Origin of the sequence: Kocuria marina, assembly GCF_000786655.1 — a bacterium.
GTDB classification, from domain to species: Bacteria; Actinomycetota; Actinomycetes; order Actinomycetales; family Micrococcaceae; genus Kocuria; species Kocuria marina_A.
On the sequence record NZ_JROM01000008.1, the window covers coordinates 1 to 15,430 of the forward strand.

Sequence of the window (15,430 nt, forward strand, 5' to 3'; positions counted from 1 at the left end):
TGTCAACGATGACCCGACGCAGCTGTCAACGATCACCCGGTGGGTCCCACAGCCAACACTGTCAACGATCTCCTGACGCTAGACACCCCCGTCTCCGCAAAATGTCGAGGGCCCCACACGTCATGTGGGGCCCTCGTTCGTGTCGGGGGTACCCCCGCGATATTTACATTGGTAAAGTCCGTGGCACTCGCAGTCCGGTGCTCCCGCCCACGGGCGTCAGCCACCTCGATCCGGTGCTGATCCCGCCTCCGCGAGCTGATTCCCGAGGGGGACATCATGCCACGACGCTCCGCACGAACACTTCTCACGTTGTCCGTCTCCGCGCTGTTGCTGGCCACGGCCGCACCCGCGGCGGCCGCACCCCCGGAGGGACCCACCCCGGAACAACAGGCCCAGACGAAACCCCCGACCGTGGGCGGCGTCGAATCCCTCGGAAGGGGAACGGGCGCCCAGGGCAAGGTCCTGGCGGAAACCGACCGGATCGTGGTGAAGTTCAAGGACCACGTCCCCGAGGCGCAGAAGGAAGAGGTCCTGACCGAGGTGGAGACGGCCACCGAGATCGAGGACCCGGAGATCGTCAAGACCACGGGCAACGCCGAGCAGGTCGTGGAATCCGACACGATGCTCGACAAGGCGGAGCAGCAGGCGGTGGTCGAGACCCTCGAGAAGGACCCTGCCGTCGAGTCGGCGGAGCCGGACCTGATCGTGGTCAACGGGCTCGCGGCGCACGCGGCGTCCGCCCCGAACGATCGCTACTGGAACTACCAGTGGGGTCCCCGCAACATCGGCGTGCCCTCCGCGTGGTCGCACGGTACCGGTAACGGTGTGGTGATCGGGATCGCGGACACGGGCCAGATCAACCACCCGGATCTCAATCAGCGCACGGTGCGCGGGTACGACTTCCTCTCGGACCTGTACCACTCGCGGGACGGCAACGGGCGGGACGGCAACCCCCAGGACGAGGGCGACTGGAGCCCCGGGCGGCCCAACTGGTGGCACGGTTCGCACGTGGCCGGGATCGCCGCGGCCCACACCAACAACCGCACGGGTATCGCCGGGGTGGCCCCGGACGCCCGGATCCAGCACGCCCGCGTCCTGGGCGCGGACGGTCGCGGGTATGTCTCGGACATCGCGGACGGCGTGATGTGGTCCGCGGGCATCGCCATCCCGGGGGTCCCGCGCAACACGACCCCCGCCAAGGTCGTGAACCTCTCCGAGGCCTGGGACGCCCCCACGTGCGCGCCGGTCATGCAGAACGCAGTCAACCGGATGCACAAGATCGGGGTCCCGCTCGTGGTCGCGGCCGGTAACGCGGGCAAGAGCGCCAATCTCGCCGCCCCCGCCAACTGTGGCGGCGCGATCGTGGTCGCCGCGACGTCGTCCCACAACAGGATCACCGGCTATTCGAACTGGGGGCCCATGGTGGACGTCGCGGCCCCGGGCGGGGACACCAACGCGCCCATCTGGTCCACGGTCAACACGGGGAAGTTCAGCCTGGGCGCGCCTTCGTACGGGGACCTGAGCGGGACGTCCATGGCGGCGCCGCACGTGTCCGGGGTGATCGCGCTGATGAAGGAGCGCAACCCGAACATCGGCGTGGAGGCCATCCGCAAGACCCTGCGGGACACCGGCGTGAACGTGAACGGTTACCGCAAGGTGGACGCGGTGCGCGCCGCCCGCGCGGTGGCGCCCACCACGCGCGGGGCGATCGCCACGTACTACAAGTCCAAGGGAGGGGCGGGGGTCTACGGCAATCCGACCACCGGGGAGCGGGACACGGGCGTGGGTGGCGTCGTGCAGCACTTCGTGAAGAACGGGCGCACCACCAAGCTCTACTGGTCCTCCCGCACCGGGGTGCGCGAGGTCCGCACGTGGACGGGCATCGGCTCGCGCCACGAGGGCCTGGGCGGTGCCCGCGCGGTGGGCATCCCGTTCAACAACGAGCAGCGCACCGCCACCGGAGGCTATTACCAGAGCTTCGTGGACCCGCGTTCGGGCAAGACCACCAAGATCCTGTGGAGCGCTCGCACCGGTGCGCAGCCGATCGTCGAGAGCTCGGGCATCGGGCGGGTCTGGGTCCGCAACGGGTACGAGACCAAGGCGGGGTACCCGATCACCCCGGAGGTCCGCACGTCCACCGGCGCCTACCAGCGGTTCCAGAACATCAGGACGGGCGAGCGCACGCAGTACACCTGGACCCCGCGCGGGGGTGTCAAGGTCACCCGCATCAAGTGACCGCCCGGCGGTGAACCACCCGCTGCATTCCTGGCCCGAAAAGGCACGCCACCGACCGGCAGCGTGCCTTTTCGGGCCTCGGATGTTCTCGGGCGGTTCGTGTGCGGGGTACGACGGCGCTGCGGTACCCGCGCGCGGACGTCACCGAGCGGCGTCGTCCCCCACGCGGGTCAGTTCCGTGGGGGTGGAGCGGCGCATGAAGCACGTGAGCACGAGGACGATCGCCGCGATCACCGTGGCGGTGACGAAGGCCGCGTGGACGCCGGGGATGGAATCGGTCACGGTGGTGCCGTCCGCCCGCTGGTGGATCACGGTGCCGGCCTGCAGGACTCCCACGAGCAACGCCGTGCCCGCGCCGCCGGCCACCTGTTGCAACGTGGACAGCGTCGCGGAACCGTGCGAGTACAACTGCGGCGGCAGCGGGTTCAACCCGGAGGTGAACGCGGGCGTGAAGATCAGCGCGAGCCCCACGGACATGGAGATCTGCAGGGTCACGATCCACCACACGGGGGTGTCGGACTGCAACCGGGAGAAGCCGAACATCACGAGGGTCAGCAGTGCGGCGCCGGGAACGGCCAGGGGGCGGGGGCCGAACGCGTCGAACAACCGGCCCACGAGCGGGCCCAGCAGACCCATGACGAGCCCACCGGGCAGCAGGATCAGACCGGTCTGCAGTGTGTCCAGACCGCGGCCGGTCTGCAGGTACAGGGGCAGCACGATCACACCGCCGAACAACGCCATCATGCCGAGCGCGAGCACCGCCACGGAGACCGTGAAGTCCCGGTGCCGGAACGTGCGCAGGTCCAGGAACGGCTGGTCCTTGCGCTGCAACCGGATCTGTCGCCACACGAACAGGGCCACGAGGACCACGCCCAGCGCGAGCACGGTGGCACCGCCGGCGGTCGTGGAAAGCCAGCCGGACTCGGCGCCGCCGTGGGAACCGGCGGCCCCCACCACGGACAGGCCCTGGACCAGGGAACCGAAGCCCAGCACGGACAGCACCACGGACAGCAGGTCCAGTGTGAGGCTCCCGCGCTCGCTCACGTCCCGCAACCGCAGCAGGCCGATCACCAGGGCCAGCAGGACGATGGGCAGTACGAACCAGAACACCGTGCGCCACGGGAAGTGCGCCAGGATCAACCCGGATAGCGTGGGACCCAGGGCGGGGGCCACCGAGATCACGATGGACACGTTGCCCATCACCACCCCGCGGCGCTGCTGGGGGACGAGCATGAGGATGGTGGTCATCAGCAGCGGGAGCATGATCGCCGAGCCGAAGGCCTGAATCACGCGCGCGGCGATCAGCACCCCGAAACTCGGGGACAGTGCGGCCAGCAGGGTCCCGGCCGCGAAACTGCCCATGGCCAGGGCGAAGACCGCGCGGGTACTGAAGCGTTGTAGCAGGAACCCGGTGGTGGGGATCACCACGGCCATCGTGAGCATGAAGGACGTGGTCACCCACTGCACTGTGGCGGCGTCCACGTGCAGGTCTCCCATGATGTGGGGCAGCGCCACGTTCAGGACGGTCTCGTTGAGGATCACCACGAACGCGGCCACGAGCAGCACCGCAATGGTCCCGGTGGTGCCCTGGGGGGCGAGCGTGCGTGGTTCGGCCGGAGCGGCAGAGGACATGGAGAGGTTCCCAGCGTTGGAGCGGACGGGGTCGGGCGGGCCTTCCGGGGCCGGGCCCCTGTAAGGGTAACGGTCACAGACGAGCGCGTGCACATGGGCATCGGGAGCGCTCCGCCAGGCCCGCGGCACGCCCGCGGGTGGTGTACTGGTCGGTCCGTCGAGCACTCGAGCGCGACACCGGCCGGACGTCCACGTCGGATTCATGCCCGGCCCGAACGGGGGTCACCCTTCGTTATCCTGAAGGACGTGGTGATTCAGCAACGCGTGGTGGTGGTGGGAGCGGGCCCCAGAGGCCTGTCCGTGGTGGAACGACTCGCGGCGCACTCCGCGGCCCACGGGATCCGCGTCCACGTGGACCTGGTGGATCCCTTCCCTCCCGGACCGGGGCACGTGTGGCGCACCGACCAGTCGGAGCTGTTCCTCATGAACACCCCTTCTCTTTTCCCCACCGTGATCGCCGCCGACGGCGCGTTGGCCGTCCCCGCGCTGGAGCCCCTGCGTGGGATGAGCTTCGAGCGGTGGCGCCGCGGCGTCGTCGCCGGGGAGATCACCCCGGTGAGCCCGCTCACGGACGAGCAACGCGATGAACTCGCGCGGCTGACCCCGCAGGGGTACCCGCCGCGCGCCACGTACGGGCGCTACCTCGCGTGGGTCTTCGCGACCCTGCGGGAGAACCTGCCGCGCACCGTGGAGCTCACGGTGCACCGCGGCGAGGCCGTGGACGCGTGGGTCAGGACGGACGGGCGTCACCGCTACGCCGTGGAACTCGCGGGCGGTGTGGTGCTGCCCGCGGACGCTGTCGTGCTTGCGCTCGGCCACCTGGACGCGCACCTGCGTCCGTCCCAGAAGGAACTCGTGGACGGCGCCGCCGAACACGGGCTCACGTACTGGCCGCCCACCGTGCCCGCGGACGCCGCGTGGCCCGATCTACCGCACGGCGAGACGGTGCTCGTGCGGGGCATGGGCCTGAACTTCTGCGACGCGCTCGCCCAGCTCACCGAGGGGCGGGGAGGCCGCTTCACGCCCGATCTGGACAACCCTGAACGGTTGGTGTACCACCCCTCCGGACGGGAACCGAAGATCGTGGCGGGCTCGCGTCGCGGAACGCCGTACCGGGCGAAGCCGCGGCTCCGGGGGTACTACGCGGCGTCGTTGCAGACCCGCTTCTTCACCGTGGACGCGGTGCGCGAACTCGCGGCCACGAGCCCCGGCGAGCTGTCCTTCGACCGGCAACTCGGACCCCTGATCCGCAAGGACGCCGTGTGGAACTACTACGTGGTGCTCGCGCGCACGGCACCGGACGCGTTCCTGGGGAACCCGCGGGCCTTCCTGGACCGGCTGGACGAGATCCTCACGGATCGCACGGACGTGAACTGGGCGCGCAAGAGCGATGCGCTGATCTCGGACTCGGTGGTCCCCGGGCGGCAACTGCAGCAGGCCCGGCTCGCTCGGCCCTTCGAGGACGTGAGCTTCGCGAGCCACGACGAGTACGCGGCCGCCGTGGTGCACTACCTGGACCGGGACGTCCACGGGTCCCTGCAGGGTGAGGACGATCCCGTCAAAATGGCGATCGCGTCCCTCAATGCCGCGCGCAGCGTGCTCAAGTGCGTCCTTGCGGAGATCGGCATCTCGGACTCGTCCTGGGTCCACGAGCTGCAGCGCGAGTTCGAACCCTTCGTGGAGGGGCTGGCCTCCGGACCGCCCGTGCTGCGGATCCAGCAGCTCGCCGCGCTGACCCGCGCAGGGATCGTGCGGTTCCTGGGCCCCGAACCCCGCTTCGTCGTGGACCGCTCCGAGGGTTACTTCGTGGCCGCGTCCCCGTGGGTCGAGGCGGCACCCGTGCGCTCACGGTGGATGATCGAGGCCATGTCCCCGAGCAACGACGTCCACCGCAACATCTCCCCGCTGCTCACGCACATGCACGAGCGCGGCCTGGTGCGCGCGAAACTCATGGAGACGCGCGACGGCGCGAGCCCCGAGACGAGCACGGGTCTGGACGTCTCGCGCGAGCGTCCGCGGGGTGCCCACGACGACGACGCCGCGGCCGGCTCGTTCGTCTACCGCGCCGTGGGGGACAAGGACGCGGTGGAACCCGGCATCCACGTGATCGGTCTGCAACTGTCCTCGGTGCAGTGGGGTGTGTCGATCGCGGCCGAGGCCGGTGCACCGGCCCACCTGGGTGCCCGGACCATCGCGGACGCGGACGCCATCGCCCGGGAGATCCTGGGGGAGCCGCGCGCGCGGCAGTGATCCGGTCCGGGCGCGAGCGGCTCAGCCCAGGACCGTGCGGGCGGTGCGTTCGTCGGTGACGAGGTGGGACACGTACCCGGCCCGCAGTGCCGCGCGTAGGACCGGGGTCTTCGCCGCGCCGCCGGCCACGCAGATCCGGATCTCCTTGTGCCGCAGGGAGTCCAGGGGGATGGCCACGGTGCGGGCGTCGAGCTCGGGCACGGCGGGGTTGCCGGCGTCGTCAATGAAGTGCGAACACAGGTCACCCACCGCGCGCTGCGCGACCCCTTCCCGCTCCTCGGTGGTCAGGTAGTCGCGTGCGAGCAGGGGTGCGTCCCGTCCGGCGGAGCCCACGGTGAACACCGCCACCCGGGCGCTGCGGCCCAGGTCCAGGACGTACTCGATGTGCCGGTCCTGCGCCACGAGGCGTTTGACCTCGGGGCTGTCGAAGAGCGCCGGGAGGGGCAGCGTGTGGGGGTAGGCGTTGAACGCGGTGCAGAACATCCGCACGGTCTCGAAGTGCCCCGCCGCCGGTGAGGCCAGGCTGCTGCCGCCTTTGAGCTGGACCATGTGCACGCCGCTACGCGGTTGGGGGGTCAGCGCCTGGGCCACGGCGCGCATGGTGCGACCCCACGTGATCCCCACGAGATCGCCGTCGGCCACATTCTCCTCGAGCATGCGCGCCCCGGCGACACCCAGGTTGTGCAGCAACTCGTGCTCGGTCTCCGCATCGGCCACCACGGTGGCCTGGGCGAGCCCGAACGCGGAGCACAGCTCGCGCCCCACGTCCGTGGACACCGTGCGGGGGTCCCGGATCTCGATGCTCACGAACCCGCGCTCGCGCGCGTGCTGCAGCAGTTTGGACACCGTGGGGCGAGACATGGCCAGTGTCCGGGCCACCTCCGCCTGGGACAGGCCGCGTTCGTGGTAGAGCCGGGCCGCCTCCAGGGACTGGACGTCCCGCGCGGTCAGGTCCACGACGGCGCTCCGGTCACCGGCCGTGCAGCCACGTCACAGCCCCATGATCACGCCGACGAGCGCGGCGTTGAGCATGTTCGTGAGGAACCCACCGAGCAGGGCGAACAAGCCCAGCTGGGCCACGTCCGCGCGTCGGTCCGGGGCCAGCCCGCCGATGGAACCGATCTGGATCGCGATCGAGGACAGGTTGGCGAAGCCCGCGAGCGCGAACGTGGTGATCAGCACGGACTGGGGATCCAGGTTGGGGATCTCCGGGCCGAACGCGGTGTAGCCCACGAACTCGTTGAGGATGGTCTTCTGGCCGATGAAGTTGCCCACCTGTGCGGCGTCGTGCCACGGCACGCCCAGGGCCCACGCGAGCGGCGCGAAGATGATCCCGAAGAGCCCCTCGAGGGACCAGCCCTCGAAACCGAAGAGTGAGCCGACCCAGCCGAGCACGGCGGAGACCAAGGCGATCAGCGCGATGAACGCGATCAGCAGGCAGCCCACGATCACGGCGATCCGGCCGCCGCTGATGGCGCCGTTGCCGATCGCGTCGATCAGGTTCTTGGACTCGGTGTCCCGGACCTTCAGCGTGTTCACGGAGGCCACGGAGGTCTCGGTCTCGGGCATGAGGGCCTTGGCCACGAGCAGGGAACCGGGGGCGTTCATCACAGACGCGGCGAGCAAATAGGGCAGCGGTGCGCCCAGCAGGGAGTACCCCACGAGGGTCGATCCGGCCACGGCGGCGAACCCACCGGTCATACAAGCGAACAGTTCGGAGCGGGTGAGCTTGCTCAGGTACGGCTTGATCATGAGCGGTGCCTCGCTCTGGCCCAGGAAGATCACGGTGGACGCGAACACGGACTCGATCTTGGACGTGCCCATGATCTTGTTCAGCGTCGTGCCCAACACGTGCACGAAGATCTGGATGACCCGCAGGTAGTACAACGCACCGATCACAGCACCCAGGAAGATGATCACGGGCAGCACACTGAGCGCGAACACGAACCCGTTGTTGTCACTGAGCAGCCCGCCGAAAACGAACTGCGTGCCCTCGTTCGTGAATCCGATCAGTCCCTGGACCAGACCGGAGAACCATTTCAGGGCCTCGTAGCCCGGACCCCACTTGAGGATCAGCAGCGCCACGCCCACCTGCAACAGCAGTCCCACCGCCAGGGTGCGCCACTTGATCGCGGTGCGGTGGCGGGATAGGAGAATGATGATGCCCAGGATGAGGACGATCCCCACCAGGCCCTGGAAACGGTCCACGGTGACCCCAGCTTTCGACTTCCGGCGCCGCGACGGGATCCGCCGCGGCGCGAACATTTGTCAAAACTATAATTGACAAATTTTCCGATACGCCGCCTAGGATTGCAGGACAGGTCGTGTCCTGGGACGCCCGGCGCCGACACGACACCGTGCCGCAGCTACACGAGGGAGTGATCACGGTGGTTGAAGCGTTCGACGCCGTCGACGTCATCCGCATGAAACGGAACCGCGAGACGCTGTCCCCCGAGGCCATCGACTGGGTGATCGACGCCTACACGCGCGGCGTGGTCGCGGACGAGCAGATGTCCGCGCTGGCCATGGCGATCTTCCTCAACGGGATGGACCGAACGGAGATCTCGCACTGGACCCAGGCCATGATCGATTCGGGCGAGCGCATGAACTTCGGGGAGCTGTCCCGCCCCACGGCGGACAAGCACTCCACGGGTGGCGTGGGGGACAAGATCACGCTGCCGCTCGCCCCGCTCGTCGCGAGCTTCGGGGTGGCCGTCCCGCAGCTGTCCGGGCGGGGGCTCGGGCACACCGGTGGGACCCTGGACAAGATGGAGGCCATCCCCGGGTGGCGTGCGGATCTGAGCAACGCCGAGATGATGGACATCCTGGACACCGTGGGCGCGGTGATCTGCGCCGCCGGAACCGGCCTGGCCCCCGCGGACAAGAAGCTCTACGCGCTGCGTGACACCACCTCCACCGTGGAGTGCATCCCGCTGATCGCCTCCTCGATCATGTCCAAGAAGATCGCCGAGGGCACCGGAGCCCTGGTCCTGGACGTCAAGACCGGCCCGGGCGCATTCATGAAGGCGGAGGAGGACGCCCGCGAACTCGCGCGCACCATGGTTGAGCTCGGCAAGGACCACGGCGTGGACACCGTGGCCCTGCTCACCGACATGTCCCGCCCGCTGGGGCGCACCGTGGGCAACGCCCTGGAGGTGCGCGAATCGGTCGAGGTGCTGGCCGGGGGTGGCCCGAGCGACGTCGTGCGCCTGACCGTGGCGTTGGCCCGCGAGATGCTCGCGGCGGCCGGCGTGCACGACGCGGACGTCGAGGAGGCCCTGCGCGACGGCCGCGCGATGGACACGTGGAAGCGCATGGTCGCCGCCCAGGGCGGGGACCCGGACGCCCAGCTGCCGCAGGCGGAGCACACGCAGGACGTGCTGGCCGAGACCTCGGGCGTGCTCATCGAGATGGACGCGATGTCCGTGGGCGTGGCGTCCTGGCGACTGGGTGCTGGCCGCGCCCGGCAGGGCGACCCCGTCCAGGCCGGCGCCGGCGTGGAGATCCACGCGGTGCCCGGCGAGCGCGTGAGTAAGGGCCAGAAGCTGTTCACCCTGCACACCGACACCCCCGACCGCTTCGAGCGCGCGCTCGAGTCCCTCCACGGCGGCGCCACGATCGACCCCGATGCCGCCGAGGGCACAGGGGCGCGCGACGACGTCGTGCTGGACCGCATCGCCTGACCCACCGTCCGACCGCAACGACGACGCTCGGGGACCGGGCGTCGTCGCCCCACCGTGGTGCATTGTCACCGCGCCGCACCACCCCCGCGAGGAGAACCGCATGATCACCCGTGAAGAACTTGCCGCCATGGTCGACCACACCCTGCTCAAGCCCGAGTCCACGGCCGATCAGGTCGCCGAGCTCGCCCGGGAGGCGGGTGAACTCGGGACGTACTCCATCTGTGTCTCCCCGTCCCGGCTGGACGTGGACCTGCCCGAGGGGGTCAAGCTCGCGACCGTGTGCGGCTTCCCGTCCGGCGCGCACCCCGCCCAGGTCAAGGCCGCGGAGGCAGCCGTGTCCGTGGCGAACGGCGCGGACGAGGTGGACATGGTCATCAACCTGGGCCTCGCCGTCGCGGGGGACTGGGACGGCGTGCGCGACGACATCGAGGCCGTGCGCGCGGCGTGCCCCGCGCCCGCGGTGCTCAAGGTGATCATCGAGTCCGCGGCCCTGACCGACGATCAGATCGTGGCCGCGTGCCGCGAGGCCGAGGCCGCCGGCGCGGACTTCGTCAAGACGTCCACGGGCTTCCACCCCGCGGGCGGGGCGTCGGTCGAGGCGGTGCGCCTCATGGCCGAGACCGTGGGCGGGCGCCTGGGCGTGAAGGCCTCCGGCGGGATCCGCACGACCGAGGCCGCGCTGGCCATGATCGACGCCGGCGCCACGCGCCTCGGGCTGTCCGGGACCCGTGCGGTGCTCGAGGGGCTCGATTCCTGATGAGCGACCAGCTGCTCGCGCGGGTGCGGCAGTGGGTCGAGCACGACCCCGATCCCGCGACCCGCGACGAACTCACCGAGCTGTCGAACGCCGCCGCCTCCGGTGACGAGCCCGCGCTCGCCGAGCTTGACTCGCGCTTCTCCGGACCGCTCGTGTTCGGCACCGCCGGGCTGCGCGCTGCCGTGGGCGCGGGGGAATCGCGGATGAACCGCGCGGTCGTGATCCGCGCGAGCGCAGGGCTCGCCTCCTTCCTCACGGAGCGCGTGGGGCCCGCGCCCCTGGTCGTGGTCGGGTGCGATGCGCGCCACGGTTCCGAGGACTTCGCCGCCGACGCCGCTGCGGTCTTCTCCGCCGCCGGATGCCGGGCCGTGCGGTTGCCGTCCCGGCTGCCCACCCCGCTCGTGGCCTACGCCGTGCGACAACTGGGCGCGGACGCCGGCGTCATGGTCACCGCGTCCCACAACCCGCCCGCGGACAACGGGTACAAGGTCTACCTGGGTGGTCGCGCGGTGGGCTCCGACGACGAGCGCGGCGTGCAGATCGTGCCCCCGGACGACGCCCTGATCGCTGAGCACATGGCTGCCGCCCCTCCTGCAGATCGCGTTCCCCGGGACTCCTCGCGTGTTTCAGCCGCCGACGCCGATCTGGTCGCCAGCTACATCGAACGCGCCGGGTGCCTGCGCGACCCCGAGGCCCGTTCCGAGATCTCCATCGCGCTGACCCCCATGCACGGCGTGGGCCTGGACACCGCGCTCGCCGTACTGCGTGGCGCCGGTTTCGAGCGGGTCTCCGTGGTGGCCGAACAGGCCGAGCCGGATCCCGACTTCCCGACCGTGGCCTTTCCCAATCCGGAAGAACCCGGGGCCATGGACCTGCTCGTGGCACTCGCAGCGGACCAGGACGCGGACGTCGCGATCGCCCTGGACCCGGACGCGGACCGCTGCGCCGTCGCCATCCCCACGGGCGCGGGCACGGGCGATCCCGCACGTGACTGGCGGCGACTGAGCGGCGACGAGCTCGGCGCGTTGCTGGGGGAGAACGCCGCAGCGGATCCCGATCGCGCGGGGGACACCCTCGCGTGCTCGATCGTCTCCGGGCGGTTGCTCGGGCGGATCGCCGAGCACCACGGGCTCTCGTTCCGTCAGACCCTCACGGGGTTCAAGTGGATCGCCCGCACCCCCGGGCTGCGTTTCGGGTACGAGGAAGCCATCGGCTATTGCACCGATCCCAGCGCCGTGCGTGACAAGGACGGGATTTCCACGGCCGTGCGGGTGGCCTCCTACGTGGCCGCTCTCAAGGACCGGGGCGCCACGGTGCAGCAGGAACTGGACCGGCTCGCCACGCTCCACGGGCTCTACGCGACCGCGCCGTTGACGTTCCGGGTGGCGGATCTCTCGCTCATCACCCGCGGGCTGGACCGGTTGCGGGAGAACCCGCCGCGGGAGATCGCGGGCTCGTCCGTGGTCGAGTACACGGATCTGTCCAAGGGCGGGCCCGAGATGCTGCCCACCGAGGGGATCCTCATCCGCACCGAGGCCGATGACCGCGTGATCGTACGGCCCTCCGGGACCGAGCCCAAGCTCAAGTGCTACCTGGAGGTCGTGCTCCCGGTTCCGGAGGGCGGCTCGGTGCCCCGCGAGGAGGCCGCGGCGCGGCTCGCCCGGATCAGTGAGCAGCTGCGGGAGGTCGTGGGGCTCTAGGTCACGCGCCGGGTGCTCACCTGGTGACGAGGGTCGCGTAGACCACGAGGTTCTCGTCGAAGGTGCCGGTGGCGGGGTCGTAGCCGTCGCACGTGATGAGCCGCAGTTGCGGGTCCGTCGTGTTGCCGTAGACGCGCATCGTGGGGAAGGCGTTCTTGGCGTAGCGTTCCGCGTGCGTGACCCGGAACTGGGCCTGCGTTCCATCTGCACGTTGCACGCCGATCTCGTCCCCCGGCGTCAGGACGTGCAGGTCCGCGAAGACCCCTGGCCCACCGCCCGAGGCGTTCACGTGGCCCAACACCACTGCCGGTCCCGACTGTCCCGGTGCCGGTGAACCCCGGTACCACCCGGCCGGCGAGCCGGGTCCTTCCGGGGGTACCTCGAGGGTGTGATCGGGGCGCAGGCCGAGCTGCATGAGGTCCTGGTCGAGCCCGATCCGTTCCACGACGAGTCGTGACGGCGGGGAGACCGGAGCACCGGCCGGAGGTGATGTGGCCGGGCCCGAGGACCGGGGCGAGTGCGTCGGAATGAGTGATGCGCTGGGTTCGCGCGCCCCGGAGGCCGGGGAAGCGGCGTGGTCCGGGGCGGCCGCCCGGGCAGTGGGGGCCGCGGCGTCGTCAGGCGCGCGGGATTCAGACCCCTGCGCATCGGGGATCCGTGCTTCGAGGCCGGGTGCGTCCGAGACATGCGTGGTCGCCCCTGCTGTGGGCGCTGCCGGAGTACCGGCGGTGTCACCGGAGCACCACAGGGCCAACACCACGGCGAGTCCCGCCACCCCCAGGGAGAGGTGACGGGACTCGCTGCGGTGCTTGCCCATGCAGGCGTCTACCGGTCAGCTGCGCTGGGTCGCACGACGCCGCAGGCCCAGGGCCGCGGCTCCGGCCGCGAGCAGGCCGAGCACACCCACTCCCGCGACCGCATTGAGATCGGCATTCTCGGCCGGGGTCGTGACCCCGGTGTCGGCGGGGCCTTCGGGCATCGCCATCTGCGAGGACACGAACTGGCCGCACGCGATCGGTACGTCCGTGGCCAGGGGCAGCGCCGGGTTCATCGGGTTGACAGCGCTCGTCGCCGCGGGCGAGAGGGCTGCGGGATCGGCGCCGTGCACGTTGATCACCGCGTTGCCCGACTGCAAGGCCTGCAACGTGGCGGGGTCGAGGGTCACCGTGCGCTGGTAGTTGTACGCGTCCCCGGTCGGGTAGCGGTCGGCGACGGCGCCCGACGCCGGGCTGACATCCCCGGCGGTGGTCAGTGAGACGGCGATACCCCCGGCGAAGGGCTTGCCCTCCATGGAGTCCACCACACCGTCGCCGTTGGCGTCCGCGGTGGGCGGTGCGCAGACGCCCTGGCTGCCGGTGTGGATGTGCTGGGCGTGACCGTAGGGCATCCCCTGCAGCAGGGCGGGCGCGCCGGCCACGTTGACGGTGATCGTGGCCTGGTCACCGGTCACGTCCACCATGGCGGTACCGGCCGCCGTGCTGTTGTTGACCGGAGCCAGTTGCGCTTGGAAGGACCAGGAATCGGCCGCGGTGGCGGGGCCTGCGGCGAGCGCCAGTGCCCCCAGGGTGAGAGTGGGAAGGGCGAGGAGAGCGGACTTCTTCATGACGATGGCCTTTCGGCTGGATGGGTGCGGGGCCGAACTGTGAGGCAATTCACAGCCTACTGTCCATTTCGGGGGCCGACCAGGATCCATGCAAAGGGCAGAAGTTTGTCTGACCTGGGGCGACCGTGATGGACCGCCGTGTACCCCGCCACGCTCGCCATGAGCCCGAGGGCGGATGGGGCGACTGATCCGTGCCAGTGTGGCCGGACATGCGAAGGCCCCGGGCTCCTGTCGAGACAGGGACCCGGGACCTTCGACCTGGGCGGAAGGTAAGGGATTTGAACCCTTGGTACGGGGTTACCGCACACTGGTTTTCAAGACCAGCTCCTTAGGCCGCTCGGACAACCTTCCAGTGTCGCGCGCTCCCGTGGGGCGCGGGCGAACGAGTCGCCATTATTCCATGCGCCGCGCCTAGGGGGCCAATGCCCTCGGCGCGGTGCGGGGAGGGGGGCGGTGGTGCGCCCCTGGTGCGGGTGATGCCGCTGCGGGAGGATGGGGCACAACGTCGTCGTCACGGAAGGAAGTGCCATGCGAGCAGTACGCGATGTCCGATCCGGAGGCCCGGAGGTCCTCGAGGCCGCGGAGACCGCCGAGCCGCGGCTGACCCCGGAGGGGGTCCTGATCGCCGTGACCGCCGCCGGGCTCAACCGCGCGGACGTCCTGCAGCGCAACGGCAACTACCCCGTCCCGCCGGACGCCACGGACATCTTCGGCCTGGAGGTGTCGGGCACGGTCGTGGAACTCGGGGCGGACGTCCCGGAGGCGGCGGGGCTCGCGGTGGGGGACAGCGTCGTCGCCCTCGTGGACTCGGGCGGCTACGCCGAACGCGTGGTCGTGCCGTGGCGGCAGGTCCTCCCGCTGCCCGACGGCGTGGATCCGGTCGCCGCGGCGGGGCTGCCCGAGGTGGCCGCGACCGTGTTCTCCAACGTGTTCATGGCCGCCGCGGCCCGGGAGGGGGAAACCCTGCTCGTGCACGGCGGAGCGGGCGGGATCGGGACGCATGCGATCCAGGTGGCTCGCGCCCTGGGGCTCACGGTGCTGGCGACCGTGGGCAGTGACGAGAAGATGCGCGTCGTGAGCGAGCTCGGGGCCACGCCCATCAACTACAAGGACGAGGACTTCGTGGAACGGGTCCGCGAGCTCACGGACGGCCACGGCGCGGACGTGATCCTGGACGTCGTCGGCGCCAAGTACCTCGAGCCCAACCTCCAGGCCGTGGCGACGAACGGGCGCATCGTCATCATCGGGATGCAGGGTGGGATCAAGGGCGAACTCAACGTGGGGCGGTTGCTCAACAAGCGAGCCGCGGTGATCGGTACGACTCTGCGGGCACGCCCGGCGGACGAGAAGGCGCGGATCATGGCGGCGGTGCGCGAATACGTGTGGCCGCTCGTGGCGTCCGGGCAGGTGCGTCCCCTGGTCGCGCGCACGTTCCCGCTCGACCAGGTGCGTGAAGCGCACGAGTACTTCGACAGCGGATCGCACGTGGGCAAGGTGCTGCTGACCGTGTGATCGGGGTGCCCGCGACAGGGTGCCAATGCCGGGGCAATGTGGTCCCGCTCGCATACAC

11 protein-coding genes and 1 tRNA gene are annotated in these 15,430 nt (G+C 70.4%); 6 read left to right on the forward strand and 6 right to left on the reverse strand.

Features of this window, described 5'->3' with window-relative positions; all coding sequences use genetic code 11:
• The first annotated feature begins 276 nt into the window (after window positions 1-276).
• Window positions 277-2,235, forward strand: coding sequence for a S8 family serine peptidase (locus tag AS25_RS01475; protein ID WP_035960542.1), 1,959 nt, complete (start codon window positions 277-279; stop codon window positions 2,233-2,235).
• A gap of 141 nt (window positions 2,236-2,376) precedes the next feature.
• Here the strand turns inward: AS25_RS01475 and AS25_RS01480 are convergent, their stop codons facing one another.
• Window positions 2,377-3,867: an MDR family MFS transporter gene (locus AS25_RS01480; protein WP_035960548.1), complete on the reverse strand. Its 1,491-nt coding sequence runs from the start codon at window positions 3,865-3,867 to the stop codon at window positions 2,377-2,379.
• 246 nt (window positions 3,868-4,113) lie between these two features.
• Here AS25_RS01480 and AS25_RS01485 point away from each other — a divergent pair, with 246 nt between their 5' ends.
• Entirely contained in the window at window positions 4,114-6,117 is a 2,004-nt protein-coding gene (locus AS25_RS01485; protein WP_035960555.1) for an FAD/NAD(P)-binding protein, read from the forward strand.
• 21 nt (window positions 6,118-6,138) lie between these two features.
• Here AS25_RS01485 and AS25_RS01490 read toward each other — a convergent pair whose 3' ends face one another.
• Window positions 6,139-7,074 carry a sugar-binding transcriptional regulator gene (locus AS25_RS01490; protein ID WP_035960564.1) on the reverse strand — a complete coding sequence of 312 codons (936 nt, stop codon included), beginning with the start codon at window positions 7,072-7,074 and terminating at the stop codon, window positions 6,139-6,141.
• Window positions 7,075-7,107: 33 nt separating this feature from the next.
• On the reverse strand, window positions 7,108-8,325 hold the full coding sequence (locus AS25_RS01495) for a NupC/NupG family nucleoside CNT transporter (RefSeq protein WP_035960572.1): 1,218 nt from the start codon (window positions 8,323-8,325) through the stop codon (window positions 7,108-7,110).
• Window positions 8,326-8,504: 179 nt separating this feature from the next.
• Between AS25_RS01495 and AS25_RS01500 the strand changes: the two genes are divergently transcribed.
• The 3 genes from AS25_RS01500 (at window position 8,505) to AS25_RS01510 (ending at window position 12,257) form a co-directional block, all read left to right on the forward strand.
• On the forward strand, window positions 8,505-9,800 hold the full coding sequence (locus tag AS25_RS01500) for a thymidine phosphorylase (protein ID WP_035960741.1): 1,296 nt from the start codon (window positions 8,505-8,507) through the stop codon (window positions 9,798-9,800).
• Between the two features lie 100 nt (window positions 9,801-9,900).
• Entirely contained in the window at window positions 9,901-10,557 is a 657-nt protein-coding gene (deoC, locus tag AS25_RS01505; protein WP_035960579.1) for a deoxyribose-phosphate aldolase, read from the forward strand.
• Window positions 10,557-12,257, forward strand: a complete 1,701-nt coding sequence (locus tag AS25_RS01510) for a phospho-sugar mutase (protein ID WP_035960589.1) — start codon at window positions 10,557-10,559, stop codon at window positions 12,255-12,257. Before deoC ends, AS25_RS01510 begins: the two co-directional genes overlap by 1 nt.
• A gap of 16 nt (window positions 12,258-12,273) precedes the next feature.
• On the opposite strand, the gene AS25_RS14485 is transcribed toward AS25_RS01510, so the two are convergent.
• From AS25_RS14485 to AS25_RS01525, 3 genes are all read right to left on the reverse strand, one after another.
• Window positions 12,274-13,074 carry a class F sortase gene (locus AS25_RS14485; protein WP_156960862.1) on the reverse strand — a complete coding sequence of 267 codons (801 nt, stop codon included), beginning with the start codon at window positions 13,072-13,074 and terminating at the stop codon, window positions 12,274-12,276.
• A 15-nt stretch (window positions 13,075-13,089) separates the two neighbouring features.
• A complete protein-coding gene (locus AS25_RS01520) occupies window positions 13,090-13,860 on the reverse strand; it encodes a CHRD domain-containing protein (RefSeq protein WP_035960604.1) in 771 nt (256 codons plus the stop codon).
• A gap of 263 nt (window positions 13,861-14,123) precedes the next feature.
• Window positions 14,124-14,211 (reverse strand) — tRNA-Ser (locus tag AS25_RS01525).
• 177 nt (window positions 14,212-14,388) lie between these two features.
• Between AS25_RS01525 and AS25_RS01530 the strand changes: the two genes are divergently transcribed.
• Window positions 14,389-15,372 (forward strand): NAD(P)H-quinone oxidoreductase, encoded by a 984-nt coding sequence (locus tag AS25_RS01530; protein ID WP_035960615.1) that lies wholly within the window; start codon window positions 14,389-14,391, stop codon window positions 15,370-15,372.
• Window positions 15,373-15,430 lie beyond the last annotated feature (58 nt).

What these genes read in the sequence shown, in the direction of transcription:
- AS25_RS01475 (WP_035960542.1), top strand. Translation starts at nt 277, where the DNA reads ATGCCACGACGCTCCGCACGAACACTTCTCACGTTGTCCGTCTCCGCG.
- AS25_RS01480 (WP_035960548.1), bottom strand. Translation starts at nt 3,867, where the DNA reads ATGTCCTCTGCCGCTCCGGCCGAACCACGCACGCTCGCCCCCCAGGGC.
- deoC (WP_035960579.1), top strand. Translation starts at nt 9,901, where the DNA reads ATGATCACCCGTGAAGAACTTGCCGCCATGGTCGACCACACCCTGCTC.
- AS25_RS01510 (WP_035960589.1), top strand. Translation starts at nt 10,557, where the DNA reads ATGAGCGACCAGCTGCTCGCGCGGGTGCGGCAGTGGGTCGAGCACGAC.
- AS25_RS14485 (WP_156960862.1), bottom strand. Translation starts at nt 13,074, where the DNA reads ATGGGCAAGCACCGCAGCGAGTCCCGTCACCTCTCCCTGGGGGTGGCG.
- AS25_RS01520 (WP_035960604.1), bottom strand. Translation starts at nt 13,860, where the DNA reads ATGAAGAAGTCCGCTCTCCTCGCCCTTCCCACTCTCACCCTGGGGGCA.
- AS25_RS01530 (WP_035960615.1), top strand. Translation starts at nt 14,389, where the DNA reads ATGCGAGCAGTACGCGATGTCCGATCCGGAGGCCCGGAGGTCCTCGAG.